This window comes from Thermodesulfobacteriota bacterium (assembly GCA_035325995.1).
Classification (GTDB): domain Bacteria; phylum Desulfobacterota_D; class UBA1144; order Nemesobacterales; family UBA2774; genus JADLGH01.
On sequence record DAOKYU010000007.1, the window covers coordinates 1 to 26,133 of the forward strand.

At 54.0% G+C, this 26,133-nt stretch carries 39 protein-coding genes, 1 pseudogene and 1 riboswitch; of the genes and pseudogenes, 36 read left to right on the forward strand and 4 right to left on the reverse strand.

Annotation, left to right across the window (positions count from 1 at the left end; genetic code table 11):
• The first annotated feature begins 77 nt into the window (after positions 1-77).
• The 33 genes and pseudogenes from rpsJ to pdxH all read left to right on the forward strand — a co-directional run bounded on the left by rpsJ (position 78) and on the right by pdxH (position 18,133).
• Positions 78-398 carry a 30S ribosomal protein S10 gene (gene rpsJ / locus PKC29_10145; protein HML95777.1) on the forward strand — a complete coding sequence of 107 codons (321 nt, stop codon included), beginning with the start codon at positions 78-80 and terminating at the stop codon, positions 396-398.
• Entirely contained in the window at positions 392-1,048 is a 657-nt protein-coding gene (gene rplC, locus PKC29_10150; GenBank protein HML95778.1) for a 50S ribosomal protein L3, read from the forward strand. Before rpsJ ends, rplC begins: the two co-directional genes overlap by 7 nt.
• Entirely contained in the window at positions 1,035-1,658 is a 624-nt protein-coding gene (rplD, locus tag PKC29_10155) for a 50S ribosomal protein L4 (protein ID HML95779.1), read from the forward strand. The genes rplC and rplD overlap by 14 nt, the downstream gene beginning before the upstream one ends.
• The gene (rplW, locus tag PKC29_10160) at positions 1,655-1,942 is read left to right on the forward strand and encodes a 50S ribosomal protein L23 (GenBank protein ID HML95780.1); all 288 of its coding nucleotides are present in this window, start codon (positions 1,655-1,657) and stop codon (positions 1,940-1,942) included. The genes rplD and rplW overlap by 4 nt, the downstream gene beginning before the upstream one ends.
• Before the next feature lie 3 nt (positions 1,943-1,945).
• The gene (gene rplB / locus PKC29_10165; protein ID HML95781.1) at positions 1,946-2,788 is read left to right on the forward strand and encodes a 50S ribosomal protein L2; all 843 of its coding nucleotides are present in this window, start codon (positions 1,946-1,948) and stop codon (positions 2,786-2,788) included.
• Positions 2,789-2,797: 9 nt separating this feature from the next.
• Positions 2,798-3,088 carry a 30S ribosomal protein S19 gene (rpsS, locus tag PKC29_10170; GenBank protein ID HML95782.1) on the forward strand — a complete coding sequence of 97 codons (291 nt, stop codon included), beginning with the start codon at positions 2,798-2,800 and terminating at the stop codon, positions 3,086-3,088.
• Between the two features lie 15 nt (positions 3,089-3,103).
• Positions 3,104-3,442: a 50S ribosomal protein L22 gene (gene rplV / locus PKC29_10175; protein ID HML95783.1), complete on the forward strand. Its 339-nt coding sequence runs from the start codon at positions 3,104-3,106 to the stop codon at positions 3,440-3,442.
• Between the two features lies 1 nt (position 3,443).
• Entirely contained in the window at positions 3,444-4,097 is a 654-nt protein-coding gene (gene rpsC, locus PKC29_10180) for a 30S ribosomal protein S3 (GenBank protein HML95784.1), read from the forward strand.
• 9 nt (positions 4,098-4,106) lie between these two features.
• Positions 4,107-4,532 (forward strand): 50S ribosomal protein L16, encoded by a 426-nt coding sequence (gene rplP / locus PKC29_10185; protein HML95785.1) that lies wholly within the window; start codon positions 4,107-4,109, stop codon positions 4,530-4,532.
• Entirely contained in the window at positions 4,529-4,732 is a 204-nt protein-coding gene (rpmC, locus tag PKC29_10190) for a 50S ribosomal protein L29 (protein HML95786.1), read from the forward strand. Before rplP ends, rpmC begins: the two co-directional genes overlap by 4 nt.
• Positions 4,733-4,736: 4 nt before the next feature.
• On the forward strand, positions 4,737-5,045 hold the full coding sequence (rpsQ, locus tag PKC29_10195; GenBank protein HML95787.1) for a 30S ribosomal protein S17: 309 nt from the start codon (positions 4,737-4,739) through the stop codon (positions 5,043-5,045).
• The gene (gene rplN, locus PKC29_10200; protein ID HML95788.1) at positions 5,042-5,410 is read left to right on the forward strand and encodes a 50S ribosomal protein L14; all 369 of its coding nucleotides are present in this window, start codon (positions 5,042-5,044) and stop codon (positions 5,408-5,410) included. Before rpsQ ends, rplN begins: the two co-directional genes overlap by 4 nt.
• 1 nt (position 5,411) lies before the next feature.
• Positions 5,412-5,768, forward strand: a complete 357-nt coding sequence (gene rplX / locus PKC29_10205; protein ID HML95789.1) for a 50S ribosomal protein L24 — start codon at positions 5,412-5,414, stop codon at positions 5,766-5,768.
• Positions 5,768-6,322 (forward strand): 50S ribosomal protein L5, encoded by a 555-nt coding sequence (gene rplE, locus PKC29_10210; protein HML95790.1) that lies wholly within the window; start codon positions 5,768-5,770, stop codon positions 6,320-6,322. The genes rplX and rplE overlap by 1 nt, the downstream gene beginning before the upstream one ends.
• Positions 6,323-6,335: 13 nt before the next feature.
• The gene (locus tag PKC29_10215) at positions 6,336-6,521 is read left to right on the forward strand and encodes a type Z 30S ribosomal protein S14 (GenBank protein ID HML95791.1); all 186 of its coding nucleotides are present in this window, start codon (positions 6,336-6,338) and stop codon (positions 6,519-6,521) included.
• 54 nt (positions 6,522-6,575) lie between these two features.
• Positions 6,576-6,968, forward strand: coding sequence for a 30S ribosomal protein S8 (gene rpsH / locus PKC29_10220; protein HML95792.1), 393 nt, complete (start codon positions 6,576-6,578; stop codon positions 6,966-6,968).
• A gap of 10 nt (positions 6,969-6,978) precedes the next feature.
• Positions 6,979-7,527, forward strand: a complete 549-nt coding sequence (gene rplF, locus PKC29_10225) for a 50S ribosomal protein L6 (GenBank protein HML95793.1) — start codon at positions 6,979-6,981, stop codon at positions 7,525-7,527.
• Positions 7,524-7,898, forward strand: coding sequence for a 50S ribosomal protein L18 (gene rplR, locus PKC29_10230; GenBank protein HML95794.1), 375 nt, complete (start codon positions 7,524-7,526; stop codon positions 7,896-7,898). Before rplF ends, rplR begins: the two co-directional genes overlap by 4 nt.
• A gap of 40 nt (positions 7,899-7,938) precedes the next feature.
• Positions 7,939-8,463 carry a 30S ribosomal protein S5 gene (gene rpsE / locus PKC29_10235; protein ID HML95795.1) on the forward strand — a complete coding sequence of 175 codons (525 nt, stop codon included), beginning with the start codon at positions 7,939-7,941 and terminating at the stop codon, positions 8,461-8,463.
• Between the two features lie 79 nt (positions 8,464-8,542).
• Positions 8,543-8,974: a 50S ribosomal protein L15 gene (gene rplO / locus PKC29_10240; protein HML95796.1), complete on the forward strand. Its 432-nt coding sequence runs from the start codon at positions 8,543-8,545 to the stop codon at positions 8,972-8,974.
• On the forward strand, positions 8,971-10,290 hold the full coding sequence (gene secY / locus PKC29_10245) for a preprotein translocase subunit SecY (protein ID HML95797.1): 1,320 nt from the start codon (positions 8,971-8,973) through the stop codon (positions 10,288-10,290). The genes rplO and secY overlap by 4 nt, the downstream gene beginning before the upstream one ends.
• 13 nt (positions 10,291-10,303) lie before the next feature.
• Positions 10,304-10,879 (forward strand): adenylate kinase, encoded by a 576-nt coding sequence (locus PKC29_10250; GenBank protein ID HML95798.1) that lies wholly within the window; start codon positions 10,304-10,306, stop codon positions 10,877-10,879.
• On the forward strand, positions 10,876-11,634 hold the full coding sequence (gene map, locus PKC29_10255; GenBank protein HML95799.1) for a type I methionyl aminopeptidase: 759 nt from the start codon (positions 10,876-10,878) through the stop codon (positions 11,632-11,634). The genes PKC29_10250 and map overlap by 4 nt, the downstream gene beginning before the upstream one ends.
• An 8-nt stretch (positions 11,635-11,642) precedes the next feature.
• Positions 11,643-11,864 (forward strand): translation initiation factor IF-1, encoded by a 222-nt coding sequence (infA, locus tag PKC29_10260; protein HML95800.1) that lies wholly within the window; start codon positions 11,643-11,645, stop codon positions 11,862-11,864.
• An 18-nt stretch (positions 11,865-11,882) separates the two neighbouring features.
• Positions 11,883-11,996 carry a 50S ribosomal protein L36 gene (gene rpmJ / locus PKC29_10265; protein ID HML95801.1) on the forward strand — a complete coding sequence of 38 codons (114 nt, stop codon included), beginning with the start codon at positions 11,883-11,885 and terminating at the stop codon, positions 11,994-11,996.
• A gap of 12 nt (positions 11,997-12,008) precedes the next feature.
• Positions 12,009-12,389, forward strand: coding sequence for a 30S ribosomal protein S13 (rpsM, locus tag PKC29_10270; protein HML95802.1), 381 nt, complete (start codon positions 12,009-12,011; stop codon positions 12,387-12,389).
• A gap of 19 nt (positions 12,390-12,408) precedes the next feature.
• On the forward strand, positions 12,409-12,795 hold the full coding sequence (rpsK, locus tag PKC29_10275; protein HML95803.1) for a 30S ribosomal protein S11: 387 nt from the start codon (positions 12,409-12,411) through the stop codon (positions 12,793-12,795).
• Positions 12,796-12,856: 61 nt separating this feature from the next.
• Positions 12,857-13,489, forward strand: a complete 633-nt coding sequence (gene rpsD, locus PKC29_10280; protein ID HML95804.1) for a 30S ribosomal protein S4 — start codon at positions 12,857-12,859, stop codon at positions 13,487-13,489.
• An 82-nt stretch (positions 13,490-13,571) separates the two neighbouring features.
• Entirely contained in the window at positions 13,572-14,603 is a 1,032-nt protein-coding gene (locus PKC29_10285) for a DNA-directed RNA polymerase subunit alpha (protein ID HML95805.1), read from the forward strand.
• A gap of 29 nt (positions 14,604-14,632) precedes the next feature.
• A pseudogene (gene rplQ, locus PKC29_10290) lies at positions 14,633-15,031 on the forward strand (50S ribosomal protein L17).
• 513 nt (positions 15,032-15,544) lie between these two features.
• Complete coding sequence (locus tag PKC29_10295) at positions 15,545-16,519, forward strand: LLM class flavin-dependent oxidoreductase (protein ID HML95806.1); 975 nt, start codon at positions 15,545-15,547, stop codon at positions 16,517-16,519.
• Between the two features lie 53 nt (positions 16,520-16,572).
• Positions 16,573-17,466: a TIGR01777 family oxidoreductase gene (locus PKC29_10300; GenBank protein HML95807.1), complete on the forward strand. Its 894-nt coding sequence runs from the start codon at positions 16,573-16,575 to the stop codon at positions 17,464-17,466.
• Positions 17,467-17,494: 28 nt separating this feature from the next.
• Positions 17,495-18,133: a pyridoxamine 5'-phosphate oxidase gene (gene pdxH / locus PKC29_10305; GenBank protein HML95808.1), complete on the forward strand. Its 639-nt coding sequence runs from the start codon at positions 17,495-17,497 to the stop codon at positions 18,131-18,133.
• Positions 18,134-18,168: 35 nt separating this feature from the next.
• Here the strand turns inward: pdxH and PKC29_10310 are convergent, their stop codons facing one another.
• Positions 18,169-18,849: a ubiquinone/menaquinone biosynthesis methyltransferase gene (locus PKC29_10310; GenBank protein ID HML95809.1), complete on the reverse strand. Its 681-nt coding sequence runs from the start codon at positions 18,847-18,849 to the stop codon at positions 18,169-18,171.
• A 5-nt stretch (positions 18,850-18,854) separates the two neighbouring features.
• On the reverse strand, positions 18,855-19,799 hold the full coding sequence (metF, locus tag PKC29_10315; GenBank protein ID HML95810.1) for a methylenetetrahydrofolate reductase [NAD(P)H]: 945 nt from the start codon (positions 19,797-19,799) through the stop codon (positions 18,855-18,857).
• Positions 19,800-20,227: 428 nt separating this feature from the next.
• Here metF and PKC29_10320 point away from each other — a divergent pair, with 428 nt between their 5' ends.
• A complete protein-coding gene (locus PKC29_10320; GenBank protein ID HML95811.1) occupies positions 20,228-20,455 on the forward strand; it encodes a hypothetical protein in 228 nt (75 codons plus the stop codon).
• A gap of 887 nt (positions 20,456-21,342) precedes the next feature.
• Positions 21,343-21,433, forward strand: a riboswitch (cyclic di-GMP riboswitch).
• Positions 21,434-21,548: 115 nt separating this feature from the next.
• Here PKC29_10320 and PKC29_10325 read toward each other — a convergent pair.
• Entirely contained in the window at positions 21,549-21,815 is a 267-nt protein-coding gene (locus PKC29_10325; protein HML95812.1) for a hypothetical protein, read from the reverse strand.
• A gap of 319 nt (positions 21,816-22,134) precedes the next feature.
• Here PKC29_10325 and PKC29_10330 point away from each other — a divergent pair, with 319 nt between their 5' ends.
• Positions 22,135-23,298 (forward strand): pectinesterase family protein, encoded by a 1,164-nt coding sequence (locus PKC29_10330; GenBank protein HML95813.1) that lies wholly within the window; start codon positions 22,135-22,137, stop codon positions 23,296-23,298.
• A 101-nt stretch (positions 23,299-23,399) separates the two neighbouring features.
• On the opposite strand, the gene PKC29_10335 is transcribed toward PKC29_10330, so the two are convergent.
• Positions 23,400-24,617 carry a glycosyltransferase family 4 protein gene (locus PKC29_10335; protein HML95814.1) on the reverse strand — a complete coding sequence of 406 codons (1,218 nt, stop codon included), beginning with the start codon at positions 24,615-24,617 and terminating at the stop codon, positions 23,400-23,402.
• Positions 24,618-24,999: 382 nt separating this feature from the next.
• Here PKC29_10335 and PKC29_10340 point away from each other — a divergent pair, with 382 nt between their 5' ends.
• The gene (locus PKC29_10340) at positions 25,000-26,121 is read left to right on the forward strand and encodes a pectinesterase family protein (protein ID HML95815.1); all 1,122 of its coding nucleotides are present in this window, start codon (positions 25,000-25,002) and stop codon (positions 26,119-26,121) included.
• Positions 26,122-26,133: the final 12 nt, after the last annotated feature.

Sequence of the window (26,133 nt, forward strand, 5' to 3'; positions counted from 1 at the left end):
CAGGGAAGGCGGCAGGACCGTGGGCGCCGGAGTCGTTACCAAAATCGTGGAGTGATCGGGTAAAAGGGAATTGATAAATGAATCGCGCTGCTAAAATAAGAATTAAGCTGAAATCGTTCGATCACAGACTGCTCGACAGATCTTCGGTCGAAATCGTGGACACCGCAAAGAGGACGGGGGCCCGGGTCGCAGGACCTGTGCCGCTTCCGACTCACATAAGCCGCTACTGCGTGCTGAGGTCGCCGCATGTCGACAAGAATTCGAGGGAGCATTTCGAGGTCAGGACGCACAAAAGGGTCGTGGACATACTCGAACCCACGCAACAGACAATCGACGCACTTATGAAACTCGACCTTGCTTCAGGTGTTGAAGTCGAGATAAAACTTACAGGATCTTGATAATGATAGAAGGAATTCTAGGCAAGAAAATCGGGATGACCGAGTATTTCCTGGACAACGGGAACGCAGTCGTCGCTACCGTTATAGAGGCTGGACCGTGTTACGTCGTCCAGAAAAAGACCGCCGGGAAGGACGGCTACGAGGCCGTGCAGGTCGGGTTCCTCGAAGCCAAGCCGCAGAGGGTGAATAAGCCCATGCAGGGACACTTCAAAAAGGCGGGCGTAGCGCCGTTAAAGCACATCGTCGAATTCGCTGCGGGGGCTGACGAGTACGGGCCCGGCGACGAGATCAAGGCTGACGTGTTCGAAGAAGGCGAGATCGTCGACGTCGTGGGAACCAGCAAGGGTAAGGGGTTTTCGGGCGTCATGGAAAAGCATAACTTTCGCGGTCAGCCGGCTTCGCACGGAGGCATGGCGCACAGAAGGCCCGGCGGTATAGGCTCCGCAAGCTACCCGGCGAGGGTCTGGAAGGGGCAGCGCATGGCCGGACACCTGGGTAACGAAAGAGTGACGATTCAGGGGCTTACGGTGTTCAAGGTCGACGCCGAGCGGAATCTCATCGTGATCAAGGGGTCGGTGCCCGGTCCGAACGGCGGCCTCGTAGTGATAAAGAGAAGTAGCAAAGGGGGCAGGACAAGTGCCGCAGCTTGAAATATATAACATCGAGAAAGGGAAGGTCGGAACGTTCGACCTCGACCCTGCAATATTCGAAGCCCCTGTAAAGAAGCATCTTATGCACGCTGTCGTTAACTGGCAGCTCGCCAGGAGAAGGGCGGGAACCGCGTCTACGAAGACGAGGGGAGAGGTCAGCGGCGGCGGCAAGAAGCCTTGGAAGCAGAAGCATCTCGGCAGGGCGCGTCAGGGGAGCATCAGGGCCGCCCAGTGGCGCCACGGCGCTGTAATCTTCGGGCCGAAGCCGAAGGACTGGTCTTATTCCATCAACAAGAAGGCCAGGAAGCAGGCGCTGGTGAGCGCGCTTTCCCTGAAGTTCGGCGAAGGCGTTCTCTTCGGCCTCGACGGGTTCGAGCTTCCGTCCATAAAGACTAAGCAGGTGGCGGATTTTATAAAGAGGTTCGAGTTCAAGTCGGCTCTTATAATCGTTGGCGGGGAGAACGAGAACCTTCTCAAATCCTCCAGGAATATACCGAACGTTAAGGTGGTAAGGGTGGAAGGGCTTAACGTATACGACATCCTGAAGTACGATGCTCTCGTCATGACCCAGGATTCACTCGAAAGAGCTCAGGAGGTCCTCAAGAATTGAAAGACCCGAGACAGATAATAAAACGGCCGCTCGTTACCGAAAAATCCTCCGACGCGAGGGAGAAGAACTGGTACGTGTTCTCCGTCGACAAGAGGTGCAACAAGCGGGAAATAAAGGATGCGGTTGAAAAAATTTTCAAGGTTAAGGTTGGAAAGGTAAGGACGCTCGTGACGACGGGGAAGGCCGTAAAGAGGTTCGGCCGCGTTTCCGGCAAGAGGCCTTCCATAAAGAAGGCCTACGTCGAGCTCAGGGAAGGCGTAATAGAGATATTCGAGGGAGTTTAGAAAATGGGTATTAAGAAATTTCGTCCGACAAGCCCGGGCACGAGATTCAGATCAGGCTCGGACTATTCGGACATAACGACAGACAAGCCCTATAAGCCGCTCACTTCTCCGGTAAAGAAGACGGGCGGCAGGAACTCGCAGGGAAGGGTTACGAGTTTTCAGAGGGGCGGCGGTAACAAGCGCCTTTACAGGATTATCGACTTCAAGAGGAACAAGACCGACGTTCCGGGAAAGGTGGTTTCCGTAGAGTACGATCCGAACCGTTCGTCGAGGATAGCGCTCGTTTCCTATGCCGACGGAGAGAAGAGATACATACTCGCCCCCGAGGGGATAGGCGTAGGGAGCACCGTAATGTCGGGGTCCGACGTGGAAGTGACGGTCGGAAACGCGCTCCCGCTGAGGAGTATTCCGGTGGGTACCGTCGTTCATAACATAGAGCTTAAGCCCGGGGCGGGCGGCAAGATGGTGCGTGCCGCCGGGGCTTCGGCGCAGATAGCGGCCAAGGACGGGGATTACGCCCAGATAAAGCTCGCATCGGGTGAGATAAGGCTCGTTCATCTTAACTGCATGGCGACTGTCGGCAAGATAGGGAACAGCGAGCACGAGCTCATCTCTTATGGTAAAGCGGGCAGGAAGAGGCACATAGGCAAGCGTCCGCACGTAAGGGGCGTCGCGATGAACCCCGTAGACCATCCGCACGGCGGCGGCGAGGGCAAGGCGGCCAAGGGTAACCCGCATCCCGTGTCTCCCTGGGGCTGGATAACGATTGGATATAAAACAAGAAAGAACAAGAGAACCGATAAGTTTATAGTCAAGCGCAGAAGAATCGGTTACGGAATGGATTAAGGAGTATCTATGCCTAGATCAAGCAAAAAAGGACCTTTTATCAGCAGCCGGCTTTTGGAGAAAGTGCAGTCCGAAAAGGCTGCCGGAGGCACAAAGATCATAAGGACGTGGTCCAGGGGGTCGATGGTAATCCCCGACATGATAGGGCTGACATTCGCCGTTTACAACGGGAGAAAGTTCATACCTGTCTATGTTACGGAGCACATGGTCGGGCACAAGCTCGGGGAATTTTCCCCGACGAGGACGTTCACCGGACACGCGGGTGACAAGAAGGCAAAAGTTTCGAAAGGCAAAAAATAGCGAGAAGGATTGATCATGGTTTCACAGGCCGTAAAGAAATATTACAGATCTTCACCTAAAAAACTGGGCCCGGTGCTGGGACTTATCCGGGGCTCGGGAGTCGAAAACGCATTTACTCTCCTGTCCTCGCTGAACAAGCGCTCCGCTCCCGATATCGCGAAGCTTCTTAAGTCGGCTGTCGCGAATGCCGCGGAGAAAGGGCATGGCGATACGGACTCGCTTTACATAAAGGAAGCCTACGCTTCGAAAGGGCCGACCCTCAAGAGAATCAGGGCCAGGGCCAGGGGAAGGGCGGCTTCGAGGAAAAAGAGAATGAGCCACATAACAATCGTGCTTGAAGAGAGAGGGCTATAAATTGGGTCAGAAAGTTTGCCCTGTAGGGCTAAGACTGGGAATCACCAAAACGTGGGACTCCAAATGGTATGCGGAGAAGGGCAGGTATACGAGCCTTCTTCACGAGGACCTCAAGATCAGGAAGCTGATAAAAAAGGAGTTCTATCAGGCGGCGATATCGAAAATCGAGCTCGAAAGGGCTGCCTCCGAAAGGGTAAGGATAATCATTAACGCGGCCCGCCCGGGGATGATAATAGGAAGGAAGGGGCAGGAGATAGAATCCTTGAGGCAGAGGCTGTCGAAGATGACCGGAAAGGACATATACCTCGACATACGCGAGGTAAAGCGCCCCGAGATCGACGCGCAGCTCGTGGCGGAGAACGTGGCCCTTCAGATAGAGCGCCGCGTCGCTTACAGGCGTGCGATGAAAAGGGGTATATCTTCGGCCCTCAGGCTCGGTGCGCTCGGAGTGAAGATAATGGTTTCGGGAAGGCTCGGCGGGGCGGAAATCGCCAGGAAGGAATGGTACCGTGAAGGCAGGGTGCCGCTTGCGACGCTGAGGGCCGATATAGATTACGGCTTTGCCGAGGCGAAAACGACTTATGGAATAATCGGAATAAAAGTCTGGATATTCAAGGGCGAAATACTCGAAAGAAAACACAAACAGGTTCTGTAGGTGATATAAATGCTGCAGCCAGCACGTACGAAATACAGGAAATTACACAAGGGCAGGATCAGGGGAAAGGCCAACAAAGGGGCCTCCATGGCGTTCGGCGAGTACGGCCTTCAGGCTACGGAGTCCGGGAAACTGACTTCGCGCCAGATAGAGGCTGCCCGTATCGCTATTACCCGTCACGTCAGAAGGGGCGCGAAGCTCTGGATAAGGGTGTTCCCCCACAAGCCGATAACGAAGAAGCCGGCCGAAACCAGGATGGGTAAAGGAAAGGGCGACGTCGACAGTTACGTCGCACCGGTAAAAAGGGGCACGATGATTTACGAGATCAGCGGCATTAATATGGATCTCGTGAAGGAAGCCTTCAGGCTTGCTTCGCACAAGCTGCCTGTAAAGACGAGGGTGGTAGCCCGCAACGAAGGGGACATACTGGGATGAAAGCAAGCGATATAAGAATGCTCAGCGACAGTGAGCTTGAAAAGAAGAGGGTCGAGCTGACCGAGGAGATATTCAACCTCAGGATTCAGATAAGCACCCAGCAGACGACCAACGTTACGAGAATGCGGACGCTTAAAAGAGAGCTCGCCCGCCTCCTGACGATTAAAAGGGAAAAGGAACTCACCACAGGGAGAAGTTAATTTAATGCCTAGAGGGAAATATAAGTCCAAGGTCGGGACCGTCGTCAGCGACAAGATGAACAAGACCGTCGTCGTCGACGTCATACAGATGAAGATGGACCCGAGGTATAAAAAGGCGGTAAAGAGGAATACCAAGTTCAAGGCCCACGACGAGAACGAGACGTGCAAGGTCGGGGACAAGGTGCTCATAATCGAGACCAGGCCCGTCAGCAAGACGAAGAGATGGAGGGTCAGCAGGATTATAGAGCGCGCGATACAGCTTGATATCGAGCCTGAGGCCGATCCGGCAGCGGCAGGGGGTGAGCAGCAGTGATAATGTCGTCTACATATCTGGATTCCGCCGATAACACCGGCGCAAAGAGGCTTTACTGTATTAAGGTGCTGGGCGGCACGCGAAGGAAGTATGCGAGGCTCGGCGACGTGGTCGTCGTATCGGTAAAAGAGGCCATCCCGAGCTCGAAGGTGGACAAGGGCACGGTGCACAGGGCCGTGATCGTCCGCACCAGGAAGGAGCAGAGAAGGGTGGACGGCTCTTACGTCAGGTTCGACAACAATGCGGCCGTTCTTATAAACAAGGACAACGAGCCCGTCGGAACCCGAGTATTCGGGCCGATAGCGAGGGAGCTCAGGACGAAAGGGTTTATGAAGATTATCTCCCTTGCCCCCGAGGTGGTGTGAAATGGCTTTAACAGAAAAGAAAATCAGCGTCCATAAAAAGAAATTCAACATAAAGGCCGGCGATACCGTATACGTAACGGCCGGTAAGGAAAAGGGCAAGACAGGGAAGGTTATAAAGGTTCTCAAGAAAAAGGACGGGGCTCTCGTGGAAAAGCTCAACATCGTAAAGCGCCACGAGAAGCAGTCTCAGAAGAACCCTACCGGCGGCATAGTCGAGAAGGAAGCCCCGATACACGTTTCCAATCTCATGCTGCTGGACAGCGTCGACAGAAAACCTGTCCGCATCGGACGCAAGGTGCTCTCGAGCGGAGAGAAAGTCAGATATAGCAAAAAGAGCGGAGAGGAGATCAGGAAATAATGGCTCCCAGGTTAAAAGAATTATATCAGGAGAAGGTCGTTCCCGCGTTAAACGAGAAGTTTTCCTACAGGAACCCGATGCAGGTTCCGGGTGTAGAGAAGATCGTTATCAACATGGGGCTCGGAAGGATGAGCGACGCGGGGAAGGACAAGAAGGTCATAGAAGAGGCCGTGGACGAGCTCGGACGCATAACGGGACAGAGGCCCGTCGTCAGGGCCGCGAAAAAATCCATCGCGGGCTTTAAGCTTAGGGAAGGTCTTCCGGTGGGAGTTTCGGTTACCCTCCGCGGGAACAGGATGTACGAGTTTCTGGACAGACTCGTGAACCTTGCGCTTCCGAGGGTCAGGGACTTCCGCGGGGTGTCCGCCAAGGCCTTTGACGGGCGCGGCAACTATACGCTGGGCCTCAGGGAACAGGTAATTTTCCCGGAAATCGATTACAGCAAGGTTCAGCACGTAAAGGGTATGAACATAAGCATAGTGACGACGGCCGAGACCGATGCGGAGGCCAGGAGCCTGCTTCAGAAACTCGGAATGCCGTTTACAACAAACTAGGAGACGAAGCCAGATGACACGCAAAGCGCTAATGGAAAAATCTATGAGGGAGCCCAAGTTCAAAGTAAGGCAGAGAAACCGTTGCCCCCTCTGCGGAAGGCCGCGCTCCTACATAAGGCACTTCGATATGTGCAGGATATGCTTCAGGGATCTTTCGAGCCACGGCAAGATACCGGGCGTTAGAAAATCCAGCTGGTAGGCGGTATTCAAGGATGAGTGGATTAATTTTTCAGATTACAGGGAGTGAAAAGATATGACAGACCCGATAGCCGACATGCTTACGAGAATCAGGAACGCCTTGATTGCGGGTCATAAGACTGCTACGATACCGAGCTCTATTATAAAGGCGGAGCTTGCGCGGATATTGAAAGAGCAGGGATATATAAGCGATTACAAGCTCGAGGGGGAAGGTGTCGGCAAGGTCATCACGATAACCCTTGCCTACACCGAAGGGAAGGCGAGCGTCATAAAGGAAATTCAGCGAATCAGCAAGCCGAGCAGAAGGGTGTACGTCGGCAAGAGCGAGATTCCCCGTATAAAGGGCGGACTCGGAACCTGTATACTCTCGACCTCAAGGGGCATTCTGACGGGCGCCGAGGCCAGGAAGCAGGGAGTGGGCGGGGAGCTTATCTGTTCTATATTGTGAGGGAGCATTAATGTCTCGAATTGGAAGAAAACCTATAAAAGTACCGAGCGGGGTCAAGATTGGCCTTAATAACGGCATCGTCGAGGTCGAGGGCGGAAAAGGGAAGCTCTCCTGGAACATACCTTCGGGGATAAACGCCAAGCTCGAAGAAGAAACCCTGATCATAGAAAGGGATAACGACGAGAAGAAGGTAAAAGCGCTTCACGGGCTTGCCAGATCCGTTATATCGAACATGGTGACGGGCGTCAGCGACGGCTTTTCCCGGACGCTCGAGATTGTCGGTGTCGGGTACAGGGCCGAGGCCATGGGCAGCAACCAGATCAAGTTCAACCTCGGGTATTCGAACCCGGTCGAGTTCACCATTCCCGAGGGTATATCGGCGGAATTCGAGGAAAGGGGCACGAGGCTCATTTTAAAGGGCATCGACAAGCAGGTCCTCGGACAGACCGCAGCCCGTATAAGGGAGCTCAGGCCGCCCGATTCGTACAAAGGAAAGGGAGTCAGATACTCCACCGAAAAATTGAAGCTGAAGCCCGGAAAAGCGGGAGGTAAGGGATGACGACAAGACTCAGCAGGAAGATAAAAAAGGATATAAGGCATACGAGGGTAAGAAGGAAGATTTCCGGAAGCCCGGAAAAGCCGAGGCTCTCGATTTTCAAATCCTCGTCGCACATTTACGGGCAGATTATAGACGACCTGAATTCGGTAACGATCGTTTCGGCGTCCTCCCTCACCCCCGAGATCAGGGAGGTTTTGGGAAAGGAAAAGATGAAGAAGACGGATGCCGCCAAGGTTGTCGGCAAGGCTCTCGCGGAGAAGGCCGTGGCGAAGGGTATAACCAGGGTTTCGTTTGACCGCGGCGGTTACCCCTACCACGGAAGGATAAAGGCGTTTGCCGACGCGGCGAGGGAAGCGGGTCTCGAATTTTAACGAAAAAAGAATTCTAAAGGATTTTAGTCTGGAGGCGTACTTGCAAAAAGAAAAGATCGACGCAACCGAGTATGAGCTCAAAGAGAAGGTGGTCCATATCCGGAGAGTTGCCAAGGTTACCAAGGGCGGAAAGAGGTTCCACTTCACGGCGCTGGCGGTGGTGGGCAATACCGACGGTATCATAGGGGCGGGCCTCGGCAAATCGAACGAGGTGCCCGACGCCATCAGAAAGGCGATAGAAAAGGCCAAGAAGAATCTTATAAGGGTGCCGATAAAGGGGAACACGATACCCCACGAAGTGCTGGGCGAGCATGTGTCGAGCAGGGTCATGCTGCGGCCGGCTTCGCCGGGTACCGGTGTTATCGCGGGCGGTGCGGTGCGGGCCGTCGTCGAGCTTTCGGGAATCCACGACATACTCTCGAAGGTCGTAGGCTCGACCAATCCCCTTAACGTCGTAAAGGCGGCTATTAACGGGCTCGCTCTACTCAGGATGCCGCAGGATGTGGCCGGTATCAGAGGTAAGGATATAAAGGAACTCGATCTCCCGAAGTCTTATTTGAATTGAGTTTTGAACTATAATCCGAAAACCCCGCCCGGGCTGCCGTGCGGGCTAACAAAAAATTCATACACGAGGTCTGAAACAGATGCTTAACAGTTTATCTCCCCAGCCGGGTTCGAAAAAACAGAGAAAGAGAGTAGGCAGAGGGTCGGGGAGTACGGGAAAGACGAGCGGAAAGGGACACAAGGGCCAGAAGGCGAGGTCGGGCGGCAAGGTTTCGCCGTGGTTCGAGGGCGGACAGACGGCGCTCAAGCTGAGGTCTCCCAAGCGCGGATTCACGAGTAGGAACAAGGAAAAGTTCGACCTCGTCAAGGTGTCCGACCTTAATAGATTCAACGACGGCGACGTCATTACGGACGTCGAGCTCAAGGGCGCCGGCCTCACGAAGGGGAAAAACCCCGTGAAGGTGCTCGCGAACGGCGAGCTCGAAAAGAAGTTGACCGTTAGGGCAACCGCGTTCAGCAAGGCCGCTATAAAGAAGATAGAAGACAAGGGCGGTAAGGCAGATATTATATGAATAGAAATATAGGCGCTATTCCTAGAATACCTGAGCTTAACAAACGCCTTTTGTTCACAGCGCTCATGCTGATCATATACAGGCTCGGGGTATTCGTACCCCTGCCGGGTATCGATCCCGAGCAGATCGTAAAGCTCTTCGAAGAGACCAGGGGCACGATCTTTGACATACTGAACATGTTCTCCGGAGGCGCGCTCGAGCGTGCGTCCGTTTTTGCGCTCGGCGTAATGCCGTACATTACCTCCTCGATTATCATGTCCCTTCTCGTAAAGGCGTTTCCGTCGCTGGAAGCCATGCAAAAGGAAGGGGAAGCGGGCAGGAGGAAAATAAACCAGTATTCTCGCTATGGGACGGTTCTTATATGTATAGTGCAGGGCTTCATGCTTGCCGTAACCCTGGAAGGGGGCATGGGCACAGGTTCCCCGGTTGTAAAGGAAGCGGGGTGGGCGTTCAGGATTATGACGGTTCTCACGCTGACGGCAGGCTCGCTCTTCGTTATGTGGATCGGTGAGCAGATTACCGAGCGCGGTATCGGAAACGGTATATCGCTCATAATCGCGGCCTCGATCCTCGTCGGGATACCGGGTGCGCTCTGGAATATCATAAGGCTCATAGGCACCGGTGAGATGACCGTTTTCGGCGTCATTCTTATCTTCCTGCTCCTCGTCGTAATAGTCGGGTTCATCGTATTCGTCGAGAGGTCTTACCGGAAGATACCCGTACAATATCCGAGAAGGGTGGTCGGAAGGAAGGTATACGGAGGGCAGTCCTCTCACCTTCCGCTGAAGACGAATACGGCGGGCGTTATACCCCCGATCTTCGCATCTTCGCTTCTTATATTCCCGGCGACGGTTCTCACGTTCGTGAATGTTCCGTTCCTCCGGGATATGTCGGATTTGTTATTCGACAATTTGCTCGTGTATAATATTATATTTGCAGCATTAATTATTTTCTTCGCCTATTTCTATACGGCGATCATTTACAACCCGGACGATCTTGCTGAAAACCTCAGGAAGAACGGCGGTTTCATACCGGGAATAAGACCGGGGAAAAAGACCTCAGAGTATATAGACAGGATACTTGGGCGAATAACGTTCATCGGCGCCGTGTATGTGGCGTTCGTGTGCGTTATACCATCGTTTCTGCAGCGGGAGCCGTTTAATCTGCCTTTCTACTTTGGCGGGACCTCACTCCTGATCGTGGTAGGTGTCACGCTCGACTTCGTTCAGCAGGTGGAATCGTTCCTAATCACTCACAGTTACGAGGGGTTTGTAAGAAAACGCGGGATGAAAGGCCCCAGAAGATACAATATTTAACGGCGGTGTTTATATAATGCGACTTATTTTGTTCGGACCTCCTGGTGCCGGAAAGGGGACCCAGGCGGCCAAGATTACTGAAAAATATGCTACGGCGCACATTTCGACGGGAGACATGCTGAGGGCGGCTGTAAAGAACGGCACGGAGCTCGGACAGCTCGCGAAGTCGTACATGGACAAGGGGGAGCTCGTTCCCGACGGCGTGGTAATAGGCATAATAAAGGACAGAATCGCCGAGGACGACGCGAAGAGCGGGTTTATGCTGGACGGCTTTCCGCGAACCGTACCCCAGGCCGAGGCGCTCAGCGAGATGCTCAATTCGACCGGGGCGTCGATAGATGCTGTAGTGTCGATAGAGGTAAACGACGAGGAGATCGTCAAAAGGATACTCGAACGGCAGAAGATAGAGGGGAGAGAGGACGATACGGAAGACGTCGTAAGGAACAGGCTCAAGGTCTACAGGAATCAGACGGAGCCTCTAAAATCCTATTACGCCGAGGAAGGAGTGCTGCACGAGGTGGACGGCATGGGGAGCATCGACGACGTATTCGCAAAAATCGACTCGGTGCTGGCGGATTTGAGGGCATGATTTATTTGAAGAATAAAGAAGAAATACAAAAAATGCGCAGCGCGGCGCAGGTCGTCGTGGAGGCGCTCGGGAAGATGCGCGAGAACGTAGTACCGGGCGTAACTACGTGGGATCTCGACCGCATGGCGGAGGACCTTGCCGTCAGCAAGGGGGCCAAGCCGGCGTTCAAGGGTTATTCGAGCTATCCGGCGTCTGTGTGCTTTGCCGTAAACAGCGAGGTAGTCCACGGAATACCTTCGAAGAAGAACGTTCTTAAGGAAGGCGACATAGTCGGCCTCGATTTCGGAGTCGTGCTGGACGGTTTTTACGGCGATTCGGCTATTACCGTGCCGGTGGGTAACATATCCCCGGAAGCGGAGAAGCTCCTTAAGGTGACGGAAGAGTCCCTGATGAGAGGAATAAAGGAAGCCCGCCCCGGGAACAGGCTATACGACATATCGGCCGCTATACAGGAATACGTCGAGGGGGAGGGGTTCTCCATCGTGAGGTCTTTTGTGGGGCACGGCATCGGCAAAAAGCTTCACGAAGACCCGCAGGTGCCTAACTTCGTCCCCGAGAACGGAAACAACGGAAGGGGCATGAAGCTTAAGCCCGGAATGGTTATGGCTATAGAGCCGATGGTGAACGTCGGAAGGCCCGACGTGAAGATACTCAAAGACGGCTGGACGGCGGTCACGGTGGACGGCACTCTATCGGCTCATTTCGAGCACACGGTCGCCGTTACGGAGGACGGGCCGCTGGTGCTGACACAGTAAACGAACTTATGGCTAAAGAAGAAAGAATAGAATTCGAAGGTACGGTGATCGAGGCGCTGCCCAATGCGATGTTCAGAGTGGAGATCGACGGCGGGCATGAGATTCTGGCGTACGTTTCCGGCAAGATGAGGACGCGTTTCATACGAATACTCCCCGGGGACAAGGTGAAGCTCGAGCTTTCCCCGTACGACCTCTCGAAGGGCAGGATCACGTACAGACTGAGAAAATGATATTACGGGGTGAAGACCGTGAAAGTTAGAGCATCGGTAAAAAAGATTTGCGATAAGTGCAGGGTAATCAAGAGAAAGGGCGTTATAAGGATTATCTGCGCAAACAAGAGACACAAACAGAAGCAAGGGTAGGAGAGAAGAAATATGCCCAGAATAGCAGGCGTAGACATACCGCTCAATAAAAGGATAGAAATCGGACTTACCTATATTTACGGTATAGGCAGGAAGTTCTCGAAAGATATCCTGAAGGAAGCCGAGATAGACGTGAACACACACTCCAAGGACCTGACGGACCAGGAAGTGGCCGCCATCAGGGACATAATCGAGAACAAGTATCTCGTAGAAGGTGAGCTCCGAAAGGAAGTGCAGGGGAACATCAGGCGTCTCATCGAGATCGGCTGTTACAGGGGCATAAGGCACAGGCTCGGCCTTCCGACGAGGGGGCAGAAAACCAGGGCGAACGCGAGGACCAGAAAGGGGCCGCGCGGTACTGCGATAGCTAAAAAGAAGAAGGCCGGTAAATAATCGGTTACGGAGATAATAGATGGCTGTAAAAAAAGGCGGCAAGAAAAGGGTAAAGAAATTTGTGGAACAGGGTGTGGTTAACATCCAGGCCACTTTCAACAATACCATCATTACCATAAGCGACACGGCGGGCAACGTGGTCGCGTGGTCGAGCGGCGGGGCCAAAGGCTTCAAGGGCACCCGTAAGGGGACCCCGTTCGCTGCGCAGATCGCGGCCGAGGACGCGGCCAAGAAGGCGGCGTCGGTCGGTATGAGAAGCGTGTCCGTTTATGTAAAGGGCCCCGGCCCGGGAAGGGAGCCGGCCGTGAGGTCGCTCCAGGCTTCCGGACTCAAGATTACGTTCATAAGGGACATAACTCCTATACCGCATAACGGATGCAGGCCGCCGGGCAAGAGGAGGGTCTGATTCATGTCTTTTGGAAACACCCCTGTCTTAGCAGAGGAACTCAAGGAGGTTACGCTGTAATATGGGAAGATATACTGGGCCGACTGACAGGCTTTCCAGAAGGGAGGGAGTGAATCTCTTTCTCAAGGGTGAGCGCAGTTACAACGGCAAAACGGCTATAGAGAAAAGGCCCGAGCAGGTACCGGGAGAGCACGGAAAGTTCCGCAGTAAATTTTCAGAGTTCGGGGTCCGGCTCAGAGAGAAGCAGAAAGTGAAGAGAATGTACGGGCTTCGTGAAAAGCAGTTCAAGAGCTATTTCCAGAAAGCGGCCCGTGTGAAAGGCGTAACCGGCTCCATTCTCATAGCGATGCTCGAAAGAAGGCTCGACAACGTTATTTACCGTCTCTGCATGGGCAGCTCGAGGAGCGACGCCAGGCAGATAGTGAGCCACGGGCACGTGCTCGTAAACGGTGAGGCCGTTAATATCCCGTCCTACCAGGTTAAGCCGGGGGACAAGATCGAAATCAGGGAAAAGAGCAAGAAACTCCAGAGGATTGCCCAGGCGCTGGAGTTCACTTCGAGAAGGGGCGTTCCCGAATGGCTCGAGCTCGACGAGGAAAATTTGAAGGGGACCGTGGTCAGGAACCCCGAGCGCGAGGACATAACGTTCCCGATAGAGGAGCAGCTCATAGTCGAGTTCTATTCGAGGGTATAAAAATCGAGAAGATAATAAAGATAACAAAAAGGCGTTTCCAAAAGGCGTATGGATCTCATCTTCATATAATGGAGGGAGTAAGGTGAAGGATTTTCAAAAAAACTGGCAAGACCTGATCAAACCGAAGAGAATTGAGAAGGACGAAAGAACCGCTTCACATACATACGCAAAATTCATGTGCGAGCCTTTGGAACGCGGATACGGTGTAACGCTGGGAAATGCGCTCAGGAGAGTTCTGCTCTCTTCGATCCAGGGGCCGGCGGTTACGTCGATTAAGATAGACGGAGTGCTGCACGAATTTTCATCCGTGCCCGGCGTGAAAGAGGACGTCACAGAGATCATACTCAACATTAAAGGCATGGACCTCAAGATGCACACCTACGAGCCGCAGACGATCCGCGTAAGCGCCCAGGGTGAGACGGACATCAAGGCCGGGGACGTTACTACCGGACATAACGTGGAGATACTTAACCCGAACCATCATATAGCGACCCTTTCGGAGGGAGCAAAGCTCGAAATGGAGATGAAGGTCGAGATGGGAAGGGGCTACGAGCCCGTGGAAAGAAGGGGCGAGATTCAGAGCACGATAGGGGTAATCCCGATCGACGCGCTTTTTTCGCCGGTAAGGAAGGTGAACTACACGGTCACAAACTCGAGGGTCGGGCGAAGGACGGACTATCAGAAGCTTACTATCGAGATATGGACCAACGGAACCATGCTTCCCGAGGACGCGCTCGCGTACGCCGCCAAGATCGTGAAGCATCAGCTTACGGTGTTCATCAACTTCGATGAAGCCGAGGTTGACGAGGTGCTGGAGAGCGACGATAAGCAGGAGATAAAGGGCACGGAAGAGATTCTGTTCAATACCATCGAGGAGATGGACCTTTCCGCGCGTTCTCTCAACTGTCTCAGGAAGGCCGGCGTCGAGTATGCGGGCGATCTCGTCCAGAAATCCGAGGAGGATCTTCTTAACCTCGAGAATTTCGGCAAGCGCTCGCTTTACGAAATCAAGGAAAGACTGACGGAAATGGGGCTCGGGCTCGGGCTCAAGATTGACCAGGAAGTTTTCGAAAACGAAAAAGCGAAGAGAAGCGACAAGACGGCGCTTCAGTAAATGTTTGAAACAGAACCGGAGAATTTGCGATGAGACATAAAAGAATCGGGCGCAAGCTCGGGGTTACGACAAAGCACAGGAAGGCCATGTTCAGGAACATGGTTACGGACCTCTTTCGCTTCGACAAGATAAGGACTACCGACACCAGGGCGAAGGAGCTCCGGAGGATAGCCGAAAAGCTTATAACCCTCGCCAAGGACGGAAGCCTGCACAAGAGAAGGCAGGCCGCGGCCTACATTCGCGACAACGAGGTCTTGAAGAAGCTTTTCGACGAAATAGCCCCGAAGTTCAAGGACCGTCCGGGCGGATACACGAGGATTACGAAGCTCGGGTTCCGGAGGGGTGACAGCAGCCCGATATCCATAATCGAGCTCGTCGAAGAGGAATTCAAGCCGAAAAAGAAGAAGGCGAAGGCTGCTCCGAAGAAGAAGGAAACACGCGCGACCGAGGCGGAAGCCGCGGCGAAGGCCAGGAGCAGTAAGAAGGAATCCGCGGAGGACCTGGGGCTCATAGAAGAGGAAAAGGCAGTGGAGGCGTCCGCGCCTGATACCGAGGCCGCGGCAGAGTCTCGGCCGGAAGAGACTGCGACTGCCGAAACTGAAATGACGGCTGCTCCGGAAGCGGAAACCCCGGCTGCGGAATCTGCGGCTAAGGAAACGGCGGAGGCTCCCGAAGAGCCGGCCGAAGAGGCCCCTGCTCCCGAAGCGGCTGCATCCGAGCCTGCGGAAGAGGCGACGCCTGAAGGGGAGTCTCAGACGGAAGAAGCTCCTCGGGCCGAAGGGGAAGACAAGAAAGAGTAACTATTCATTAAGGCGGAACTGCCCGGAAGGATTACGGGTGCGTTTGGCCGTTACAAAGAAAATAAACCTGAAGGCGGCCATGTGCCGCCTTTATTGTTTCCGCCTATGAAACCCGTGGGACTCATACTCGATTCGGATGAAATGTCCGGCCTTCTCCCTCTCGCAAGGGACGCCGAGGCCGCGGGGTTCGATTCCATCTGGGCTACCGAGCTTTACAGGACGTCCTTCGAGCAGCTCTCCTACGTATCGTCTGTAACCAAAACGATTAAGCTCGGGACGGCCGTGGCGCTCGCGTTCGTGAGGACGCCTCTCATCACCGCGCTTACTGCGCTCGACCTGGACGAAATCTCGGGCGGAAGGCTCATGCTCGGCCTCGGCACCGGGGCGAAGCGGACGAACGAAATGTGGCACGGCATATCCCACGGAAAGCCCGTAACGCGTATAAAGGAGTGCATGGACGTCATAAGACTCGTCACGGAGAAGGCGGGCGACGGTGCGCTCAGATACGAAGGCGTGTATTACGACATCAACACGAAGGGTTATCATCGTCCGTTCAAGACTGTCAGGGATAATATCCCGATTTACCTTGCGGGCGTCGGCGGCGGCATGTGCCGCGCGGCCGGTGAGAAGGCGGACGGCTATCTCGGCCACGTGGTCTGCTCGGAGAGGTATTTGAGGGAAAGTGTGCTGCCGGAGATAAAGGCGGGTCTCGAAGCGTCGGGAAGGGACCGCCGGGGATTCACGGCGTCGTCGATAATAACCTGCGCGATCTCGGACGACAGGAAGAGGGCGACAGAGGCCGCGAGGGCCACGATAGCCTTTTACGCGACCGTGAGGACGTACGAGCCTCCGTTCAGGCTCCACGGGTTCACGGCTGAAACCGCGAAGATACGCGACGCGTTTTTGAAGGGAGACGTGAAGTCGATGGTAGCCGCCGTAAACGATGAGATGGTGGATACGTTCGCCGTCGTCGGAACCCCCGACGAATGCAGGAAGAGGATAGATTCGTATCGAAAGGTTCTAGACCTGCCGATATTGAGTGCGCCGCACTACTACATAGACTTCGAAGAGGTGAGGGAGTACCAGAGGTCCATACTGAACGTGTTCGGCTCCTGAGCTAATCCTTTTTCGATACCCGCCGTGTGTTAAGCTTAAAAAGAGGTGAAGTTATGAAAGTTCTCGTTACAGGATCGTCGGGGCTCGTGGGTTCGCATTTGGTGCCTCTTCTGAGGGGCAGGGGGCACACGGTTACGAGGCTCGTCCGCTCGAAGGAAAAGGCCGCGGCGGGGGATGCAGTATACTGGAGCCCGGACGAAGGCGAAATAGATACGGCCGGGCTCGAAGGGTATGACGCCGTCGTGCACCTGGCGGGAGAGAACATTGCCGGCAGGTGGACCGAGGAGAAAAAGGCCCGTATTCTGGAGAGCCGCGTACACGGGACTGAGCTGCTCATGGAGGCGCTTTCAGGATTACGGACGAAGCCCGGGGTCGTCGTCGCGGCGTCGGGCGTCGGGTATTACGGCGACAGGGGGGACGAGGTGCTTACCGAGGAGAGCCCGCAGGGAAAGGGCTTTCTCGCACACGTGAGCGGCAGGTGGGAGGACGTTCTCGACATCGGAAAGGGCGCGGGCATAAGGATCGTCAAGATGCGTATGGGGATGGTGTTCTCGCCGGAGGGCGGCGCGCTTAAGCAGATGCTGATACCGTTCAGGCTCGGTATAGCGGGCAGGATAGGGAGCGGGAAGCAGTACTGGAGCTGGATATCCATGGAGGACCTCACCGAGGGGATTTGCTATCTTCTCGAAGCCGGGGACGCCTCGGGACCGGTCAATATGGTGTCTCCCGACACGGTGACGAACGAGGAATTCACGAAGGCCCTAGCCTCGGCCCTTAACCGCCCCGCGTTTATCCCTCTGTCGGAGTTCGCCGCGCGTGCTGTCTTCGGGGAGATGGCCGACGAGCTAATGCTCGCGAGCACGAGGGCCGTGCCTGTAAAGCTCACGGAACTGGGGTATAATTTCAGGTCGCCGGTCTTGGCCAGGACACTGAAGAAGATTTTATAACTGACCGGCGTTTCACGCAGGAGCCAGAGTGGAAAAGACAGGACACGTACAGTTCGGCATTAAAGAGCTCAGGGAAGAAGACCTCGACAAGGACCCTTTCAGGCAGTTCGAAAAATGGTACGAAGAGGCGTCGGCCGGCTCGGGGCTGAGATACCCGGACGCATTTGCGCTGGCCACTGTTTCACCGGATATGAAGCCGTCTTTAAGGATGCTTCTCTTGAAGGGAGTGGACGAAAAGGGGTTTGTATTTTACACCAACTCGGAAAGCCGGAAAGGGGAGGAGCTTTCGGGGAATTCGAATGCGGCCATGTGCTTCTGGTGGGAGAGGGTAGAAAGGCAGGTACGGATAGAGGGCGCCGTCGAGATGCTCCCCGGAAGCGATTCCGACGATTATTTCTCTTCTAGGCCCCGCGGGAGCCAGCTCGGGGCATGGGCCTCGGAGCAGAGCAGGGTTATACCGGGCAGGAGATATCTCGAAGAAAGGTACAGGGCGCTCGAAGAAAAATACGGGAGCTCGGACATCCCGCGCCCGCCATACTGGAACGGGTACAGGCTGGTTCCTTCGTCGATTGAATTCTGGCAGGGACGGCCGGACAGGCTCCACGACAGGATACGTTATACGAAGCTCCCTTCGGGCGGATGGCTTATAGAGCGCCTCGCTCCGTGAAACCGTGACACCTTCCAAAACTTACGGACCGGCGCTCAGCGTTTGACACCGGTGTAAAGTATCACTATCCCGAGCATCATTTCGGCGGATTTTTCAGGCTCGAGCCCGGACTCTTTCATGAGATCGAGGAATTTCTCCCTCTGCGGGAATGCGGAAGTCGAATCCGAGAGATACTTGTACTCGCGTCTCGTTCCGAAGAGAGAGCCCACGAGCGGCAGTATGTTCTTGAAATAGAATAGATAAAGCGGGGCGAAGAGCCTTTGGCGCGGTATGGCGAATTCGAGCACCGCCGCCTTGCCGCCGGGCCTGAGCACCCTTCTCATTTCGGAAAGCGAGAGGGCCGGGTCGATTGTGTTTCTTATACCGAAGGCTATCGTCACGGCGTCGAAGGAGCCGTCCTTAAACGGCAGCTCCTCGGCCCGTGAGCGCGCGAGCGTTATCCTCTTCGAGAGCCCGCGCGATATGATCTTCTTCCTTGCTAAAAGGAGCATCTCCGAACTCGGATCTATTCCGAAGACGCGCGCTTCGGGAAGGACGTCTACCGTTTCTATCGCGACCTCGCCTGTGCCCGTTGCGATGTCGAGCACGGTTCTGGAGCCGCTTACGGCCACGGCGAGCCGTCTCCGCCATAGCCTGTCCATTCCCATGCTGAAGAAGGTGTTGAGCGAGTCGTAGCGCCGGGCTACTTTGTCGAAAAGGTTTACGGTGTCGGGCATCGTCCCTAGAGTCTTATTCCCGGGTTCCCGGCGCCCACGCGGTTTTCGTAGCCGCTTTCGCGCTGAAGGGGGAGGGCTTCCATGATTTCTCTGATATGGTCCGACTTGTTGAGGACGTAGAAATGAATTCCCCCGACCCCGCGTTCGAGAAGCTCTTTTGCCTGCGTTATGCAGAGATCTATCCCGACCCTCCGGGCCGCGTCGTCGTCCGCCCTGCACCTGTCGAGCTCGGCCCTCAGCCCGGGCGGTATGGAGGCCCCGCACATGGACGTTATGCGTTCTATTTGCTTCGAGGACAGGATGGGCATGAGGCCGGGTATTACGGGCGTCTCGATGCCGGCCGAGCGCGTCCTTTTCTCGAAGTCGAAGTAAAGTGCATTGTCGAAGAAGAGCTGTGTTATGACGACGTCCGCACCCGCGTCTACCTTTTTCTTGAGATTGGCGAGGTCTTCGTCCGGGCCCGGTGCCTCGGGGTGCGTTTCGGGGTAGCCGCCGACGGCGATTCCGAATGTCCTCCTGCCGAACTCCCGTTTTTCGAACTCTCTTATGTGCCGGACGAGGTCGCTCCCGTATTTATATCCGTCGCCGGACTGTGAGAACTCGCCGCCGCCCGGTGGATCGCCTCTTAAGGCCACGATATTCCTTATGCCCGCGTCGTATATGCCCCGGAGCGTGTCGTCGAGCTCTTTTCGTGAAGAGCCGACACAGGTGAGGTGGCAGGCGGATTCGACCCCGAGCTCGTTCTTTATGAGCGCTGCGATTTCGAGCGTTCTACCCCTCGTCGTTCCCATTGCGCCGTAGGTAACGGTGATGAAATCGGGCTCGAGACCGACGAGCTCCCTCAGTGTGGATTTCAGGCTTTTAAAACCCGCGTCGGTTTTAGGAGGAAAAATCTCGAAGGAAATCACCGGCTTATTCTTGCCGCATTTGTAATACTCTTGAAACAGCATGGTTTGCCTTTATACGATAACCGTTTAAGTCTTTCACTTCCATCGGGGTTTGTCAAATGAAGAGTGGAGGGGTGGCGCTCGAGACAGGGAACCCGGGCGAGAAGGAAACGGCCGTAGACCGTCCGGCTCGTATTTTGCCCCTAATGACCACCGAGCAAAGAAGCGAGAGCGATTCTCCGGCCAGGGCCCGAACCCGTCCCGGCGCAGTGCGATCCTCCGAGTGTATTCCTGGTCCGCTCCCAGGATCTCTGTCTTCCGATGCGCCCGCCACGAATTTTTGGAAAATTTTTCTAGTTTGTATAAAAATCCCTTGACAAGACGTTCTTTACTGGTAATATTGATATTGAATATCAATATTATAATGCCGGCCGGAAACGATATGTATAGAACAGGATCAAATTCAGCGGCAGGCCACAAGGAGGAAAACGATGGGTTATTTATGTGATTCGGATAAGCCCCTCGTCCTTTCGTCGTCAAATATAGGCAGTATCTCCAAATGCGTATGCTGCAATTATTATCACCTCAACATCGGCAATATAACGCTCAGGCTGGAGCATAAATACATGCTTACACTAACCCAGATGATCATAGAGGCGCTCGAGGTTAATTCCGCGAGAGATACGGATACGAGAGGACATATGAGGAACCAGGCCTGAGGCATTTATCTTAAACTGACAAATACTCCCGGAAGAAGGGCGGCTCCCGAAATAATAAGTCCTATTACCTTAGCTGGCCGCCCTTCTTCTCCCTTAAAAACGAATAAATTTTCAGAAAATCGTAAAGACCCGCGAACATTTTAAATCATCTTTACAATTATCTCCTTGTATTTCTGTGGACGACATCCCTGCTTTTGTATCTGGAAGCTGGGTTCAGCCCGTAAGGTGTATCGAAACATTACAGAGGGGCTCGGCTTCAGCCAAGAAGCTACCCCGGCATGCTCGAAGAGGTGATTTCCATTTTTTCGCGTGGCTATAATACTCGTTACGCTCAATCGCTCCTTCTTTTTACAGGCATTGCCGAACAGGTGGAAGCTGATTCTAATCGTAACCTCGCTCCTTTCGGCCCGGGGACATGCATCCGGTTGGGCTTATGCTCTGTGAGCCCGGCATTTGCATACCTTAAGATTGTATCATTTATTGTCTCACTGACGACACTTGCCCTCCCATATGATTATCGTAATCCGGTATTTATACCCCTCAGAAGTCCCGGCATAGCAAATAAGGGACAAATTCCCCTCCTTTTTCGGTATCAATCCTAACTACCCTTGCCCTTATCTCCGGACGCACTCTTGATTAGGTGCCTGTTTTGCCGATTTTGACAAAATAATACCCCTAGATGGACTAATTACGTCACTAAATTTTAGATATTGACAAAATCTGACGATATACGGCAAGCCGCTACCGTATCTCGGAAATTGTGATTAGAGTGATAAATCAAGTAATAACAGTAGATTAAAGGGATTATGGCCTGTTTGACATCAAATTTCTGTTATTTGGTATGGAAATTGCACTATTAGGGGGCATGTAGTGATTAGGCTTGACCTAAGCGATAAGGGCAAACCATCCGAAAGGGTGGGACGCAAAGCCTTCGACCTAAGTGCCGAGAAATCGGCATACGGTGGCCGGGTTACCGAAATAGGAAGAGCGTCAAACTCTGTAGACACCCTTCCCACATGTAACTGACCTGCTCCGGGTTACGGAGCCGAAGGAATGCCCGTTCCAGGCCTGAAGGCCTGATGAAAGGAGGCATTCAAATGGTTCGATTCTTTAACAGTATTGGCAGCTTCAAATGGATAATCATCGTATCCATGCTTCTGGTCTTCCCTCTTGAGGCCAGCGCATTTCGCCAGAGCCCGACAGCCTCGAACCAGCCGTCGCGTTCCACGGCTTCGAGGACCCCGTCGCGTTCCACAGCTTCGAGGACCCCATCACGCTCTACGGCTTCGAGGACCCCGTCGCGCTCGGCTTCGAGGAAACCGTCACGCTCCACGGCTTCGAGGACTCCGTCGCGTTCCACGGCTTCGAGAACGCCGTCACGCTCTACGGCTTCGAGGGCACCGTCGCGTAACTCGGCAGCTTCCAGGACGCCGTCGCGATCTGCGGCAAAGCCCGCTCCGACGCCGCGTCCGACAAAAGCTCCCGCCGTGGTACCGACGCCCGTTCCAACCCCCGCGCCGACGCAGGCCCCGGTTCAGGAACCGACTCCGGCTCCGACGCCTATACCGACCCCGGTACCTACAGCTGCTCCGACTCAGGCCCCGGCGCCCGCACCGTCAGGCCCTGTCCTTGACGATTCCGGTGTATCCGATGCTCCGATTGAGCCTGCCAGCCTCCGCGTGATCGTTGTCGCTAAAGACGGAAGCGGTGATTACAACTCGATCCAGACCGCGGTGAACAGCGCAAAACCTGGAGACACGATACAGGTCAAGAATGGGGTCTATAACGAGGGCGTCGTCTTTAAAACGAACGGGACGAGCTCAAAGCCCATAACCCTTATCAACTATCCGGGCCATTCGCCCGTCATAGACCCGGGTCATGGAAAATACCCCTCGGAGTGCTGTCCATCGAGCGGGCCTTTGAGGGTCGAATTCAGGGCTGAATGGATAATAATGGAAGGCTTCGAGATCAGATACGGTTGGGATGGAGTAAAGGTTTTCAAGCCGCATAACACGATACGTAACAATTGGATACACCATAACAGGTATCAGGGGATATTGATAATCTCGACAGACGATATCTTTGTCGTCGGCAACACTATAGAGAAAAACGGTACGGACCCGGGTGCATGTTACGACAGCGCGTGGGGAGGAGAAAGCCCCAGACATTGCCACGCCGTGTATATAAGCGATTATTCCTGCACGAGCGCGTCGGATATTACGATAAGGGGCAATGTTCTCAGCAATCAGGGCGGAAGCGGTGTTAATTTCAACGGGTACGGATGCTCCACTAAAATACAGAACACTCTTATAGAGAACAATGTAATCGAAAACACCCACTACGGCACGGCGATGTGGTATAGCGTCGAGGGAAGCATGGTTGTAAATAATACGTTCGTCCTCGCGCAGATCCCGGAAACGAACGCTACGAACCATACGTTCGTGGCGGTATGGGGCAGCACGGGCAACGTGTTTAAGAACAATATCTTCTACAGCGAGAGGGGGGATGTTCAGGCTGTGCAGATAAACGACGCCGAATCCGGACAGAATACCTTCGACTATAACCTTTGGAGCGTCAAGTCGGAGACATGGGTCTGGAAGAGCAGCTGGAGGTCGGATTTCAGCTCTTCGTACAAGTCGGCCACCGGTTGGGACAAAAATTCCCAGTGTTGCAAAGTGGACCCGGGTTTTTACAACCTGGCCAATGGTATTTATCACCTGAAAGCGGATTCCCCCGCACGTGACCGTGGTCAGGACTCCACGTGCTCGGCGGTCGACTTCGATCAGGAACTCAGGCTCGAGTCCGGCAATACCTGTGACGTAGGTATGGATGAGTATCTATAGCGGGAATGTTCCGCTCACTTTGAACGTCGGTTCCCGGCCGGCTTTTTGCCGGCCGGGAATTTTAATTAAGGACCTGTTTATTGCCTCAGGCCGTGTTTCCCCTAGAGAATGTTTTCGGAAAGTTGATCGACCGTTGACGAGATGTCGAACTGCTTCGTAACGAAATTCCTGCCCGCCGTTCCCAGCCTGGATCTCAGCCCGGGGTCCGAATGCAGCTGTTCGATGGCGCGGGCGAGTTCGCCGGAGTCTCCCGGCTGAACGAGTAATCCCGTTTCACCGTTTTCTATGACCTCCGGTATTCCCGAGACCGGGGTCGATACCACGGGCAGCTCCATTGCCATGGCCTCTAGTATGACTACCGGTATTCCGTCCCTGTCCTTGCTGCCTGCAATGACACACGGCAGGACAAAGCAGTCGGCGCCAGCATAGCGTTTTATGATCTCGTTTTGCGGAAGAGCCGGAATAAACCGGACGCAATCCTTTAATTCAAGGCTGTCGTAGAGCCGGAATACCTCGTTCTCGAAGTCGCCGTTTACATAGACTATCCGGCACAAGAACTGTATGCCGGAATCTTTTAGAATCCTGCATGCCTTGAGGAGAACGTCGAATCCCTTTTTCTCCGTGAGTCTGCCGATGCTTAATATTTCGAATATTTCCCCTTTCCCGGATTTTCCCGGCGTGAATTGTTTAAGATCCAGGCCGCAGTGCACGACCTCGATCTTGCCGGAATCGATTCCGGGGAACTTCTCCGTCAGGTATTTCTTGTTATAATCGGAAATTGTTATTGCCTTCCTGGCGTCCCGTATTTTATCCAGGAGCATGGTATCTTCCTGGTAGATATCCCAAGCGTGGGACGTGAAGGTATATGTAATACCGTTTAATTTCGCGATGGCCCAAGCGGCGGTCGTCGGTACGGTTGCCCAGTGCGCGTGGACCCTCGTTATTCCCATTTTTTTCAGTGTCCGGGCTATGGCGAATGATTTGGGAATTACTGCAATCGTTTTAAGAAGGAGCAGGGGTTTTAAAATATGAGTCCCGGTTATCCTTGCCAGAATCTCAAGGCACGCCGCCGGTTCTGTAAAAAGATAATAAAAGACCGCCCTCCAGATACCGGGGGAAAGAAAATAGGAGTAGTAATGAGTGGTTTCCATAAGGGCTTTTGCGTTGCCGTGCAATGTTCCTTTGGACGGGCAGCTTTTAAGCGAGAAAACTTCTACTATAATCCCCTTCCGGCGAAGCTCTTCAATTTCTCTGATTATGAAAGTCTCCGTCAGGACGGGAAAGCGGGAAGTTATATATGCAATCTTTTTCGCAGGCATGTTCCGGATTCAGCCTGTAATTGTAATGTCTTTGAGGACTTTCTCAACTGCTGGATGTGCCCGTGCGCCCCGAAACGGGTTGCCGTCGGCCGCCCGCTATCTCGAAGCTCTACGATTATGCCGGCTCGAAACCCTTCGGCGCTGGTGAAATCCCGTGAAGCCCTGCTTCGGCAGCCCGGGAACCGGATATTGAGCCGGCAGGCGACTGCCTGCGTGTGTTTCGGTGGACGGCAGTGCGATATTTTCCTCTTGGATGGCAGGGCGGCTGTGGTGTATTATTAATGCCTGGAGAGCATTCGCGTGTATATGCGATGATTGCATCGTTCGGATGACGTAATTCGTTTCGTGCCTCGAGGCGGGCTCGTTGTCGGAAGGGGTGTTCATGATGAAAAATCCACTCGCCGTTTTTTACCTTATTTTATTCCCCTTACTGTTTGTCGCAGCGGGATGTGGAAGCCAGTCTGAATCCCCGGCGACTACCGTCCGCGACAGCGCCGAATTCATAGTCGCGAAGGACGGGAGCGGAGATTTTACGACTATAGGCGCCGCCCTGGCGCAATCCCAGCCGGGCGATGTTATACAGGTCAAAAACGGGATATATGTCGAAGGCATAGATATAACGAGAAGCGGTACGAGCTCCGAGCCCATAACCCTTATCAATTATCCGGGTCATTCACCCGTAATAGATCCGGGCGGCGGCGCCTATCCATCCGAGTGCTGTACGTTAAACGGTCCTCCCCGCAGGGTCGAGGTGAGGGCGGAGTGGATAATAATAGAAGGGTTCGAGATCAGGCACGGCTGGGACGGGGTGAAATTTCTCAAGTCGCATAATACGATACGCAATAACTGGATACACCATAACAGGTACCAGGGCGTACTGTTAATATCCGTCAATGACATATTGATAGAGGGCAATACGATAGAATACAACGGCACTGATCCCGGGGCGTGTTACGACAGGGCCTGGGGGGGTGAAAGCCCGAGGCATTGTCACGCCGTATATTTGAGCGATTATTTGTGCACCGGCCTGGCCAACGTAACGATCAGTGGCAATATGCTCAGAAACCAGGGAGGCAGGGGAATAACGTGGAACGGACTGGGCTGCGTTTCGAAAAGCACCAACACGGTGGTTGATTCGAACCTGATAGAGAATAACTCCTGGGGAATGGCTCTTTACTATAATGTGGAAGGCGCGAGAATTACAAATAATGTATTTATCAACAACTCGAGACCCGATACGAACGATGTCGATTGGACATTTATAGGTATTTGGGGGAGCAGCGGCAATACGATCACGAATAACGAATTTCATACTGTAATGCCCGAGGTTGCGGCCATACAGGTATACGATAACAAGTCTAAAGAGAACGACGTCAATAATAATGTCTGGAGGACCGCGGGGACGCTCTGGATTTGGGGCGGCGAGCGCCGCACGGACTGGGAGAGCTATCCGGAAATTTCCGGATGGGACGTGGACAGCGATATATGCATAGGTTGTGAGTGAGCGCGGCGCTGT

Bases quoted from the DNA above. Each gene is read 5' to 3' on its own strand.
- rpsJ (HML95777.1), top strand. From the start codon at position 78: ATGAATCGCGCTGCTAAAATAAGAATTAAGCTGAAATCGTTCGATCAC.
- rplB (HML95781.1), top strand. From the start codon at position 1,946: ATGGGTATTAAGAAATTTCGTCCGACAAGCCCGGGCACGAGATTCAGA.
- rpsS (HML95782.1), top strand. From the start codon at position 2,798: ATGCCTAGATCAAGCAAAAAAGGACCTTTTATCAGCAGCCGGCTTTTG.
- rplV (HML95783.1), top strand. From the start codon at position 3,104: ATGGTTTCACAGGCCGTAAAGAAATATTACAGATCTTCACCTAAAAAA.
- rplP (HML95785.1), top strand. From the start codon at position 4,107: ATGCTGCAGCCAGCACGTACGAAATACAGGAAATTACACAAGGGCAGG.
- rpmC (HML95786.1), top strand. From the start codon at position 4,529: ATGAAAGCAAGCGATATAAGAATGCTCAGCGACAGTGAGCTTGAAAAG.
- rpsQ (HML95787.1), top strand. From the start codon at position 4,737: ATGCCTAGAGGGAAATATAAGTCCAAGGTCGGGACCGTCGTCAGCGAC.
- rplX (HML95789.1), top strand. From the start codon at position 5,412: ATGGCTTTAACAGAAAAGAAAATCAGCGTCCATAAAAAGAAATTCAAC.
- rplE (HML95790.1), top strand. From the start codon at position 5,768: ATGGCTCCCAGGTTAAAAGAATTATATCAGGAGAAGGTCGTTCCCGCG.
- PKC29_10215 (HML95791.1), top strand. From the start codon at position 6,336: ATGACACGCAAAGCGCTAATGGAAAAATCTATGAGGGAGCCCAAGTTC.
- rpsH (HML95792.1), top strand. From the start codon at position 6,576: ATGACAGACCCGATAGCCGACATGCTTACGAGAATCAGGAACGCCTTG.
- rplF (HML95793.1), top strand. From the start codon at position 6,979: ATGTCTCGAATTGGAAGAAAACCTATAAAAGTACCGAGCGGGGTCAAG.
- rplR (HML95794.1), top strand. From the start codon at position 7,524: ATGACGACAAGACTCAGCAGGAAGATAAAAAAGGATATAAGGCATACG.
- rplO (HML95796.1), top strand. From the start codon at position 8,543: ATGCTTAACAGTTTATCTCCCCAGCCGGGTTCGAAAAAACAGAGAAAG.
- secY (HML95797.1), top strand. From the start codon at position 8,971: ATGAATAGAAATATAGGCGCTATTCCTAGAATACCTGAGCTTAACAAA.
- map (HML95799.1), top strand. From the start codon at position 10,876: ATGATTTATTTGAAGAATAAAGAAGAAATACAAAAAATGCGCAGCGCG.
- infA (HML95800.1), top strand. From the start codon at position 11,643: ATGGCTAAAGAAGAAAGAATAGAATTCGAAGGTACGGTGATCGAGGCG.
- rpsM (HML95802.1), top strand. From the start codon at position 12,009: ATGCCCAGAATAGCAGGCGTAGACATACCGCTCAATAAAAGGATAGAA.
- rpsK (HML95803.1), top strand. From the start codon at position 12,409: ATGGCTGTAAAAAAAGGCGGCAAGAAAAGGGTAAAGAAATTTGTGGAA.
- rpsD (HML95804.1), top strand. From the start codon at position 12,857: ATGGGAAGATATACTGGGCCGACTGACAGGCTTTCCAGAAGGGAGGGA.
- PKC29_10295 (HML95806.1), top strand. From the start codon at position 15,545: ATGTCCGGCCTTCTCCCTCTCGCAAGGGACGCCGAGGCCGCGGGGTTC.
- PKC29_10300 (HML95807.1), top strand. From the start codon at position 16,573: ATGAAAGTTCTCGTTACAGGATCGTCGGGGCTCGTGGGTTCGCATTTG.
- PKC29_10310 (HML95809.1), bottom strand. From the start codon at position 18,849: ATGCCCGACACCGTAAACCTTTTCGACAAAGTAGCCCGGCGCTACGAC.
- metF (HML95810.1), bottom strand. From the start codon at position 19,799: ATGCTGTTTCAAGAGTATTACAAATGCGGCAAGAATAAGCCGGTGATT.
- PKC29_10320 (HML95811.1), top strand. From the start codon at position 20,228: ATGGGTTATTTATGTGATTCGGATAAGCCCCTCGTCCTTTCGTCGTCA.
- PKC29_10335 (HML95814.1), bottom strand. From the start codon at position 24,617: ATGCCTGCGAAAAAGATTGCATATATAACTTCCCGCTTTCCCGTCCTG.
- PKC29_10340 (HML95815.1), top strand. From the start codon at position 25,000: ATGATGAAAAATCCACTCGCCGTTTTTTACCTTATTTTATTCCCCTTA.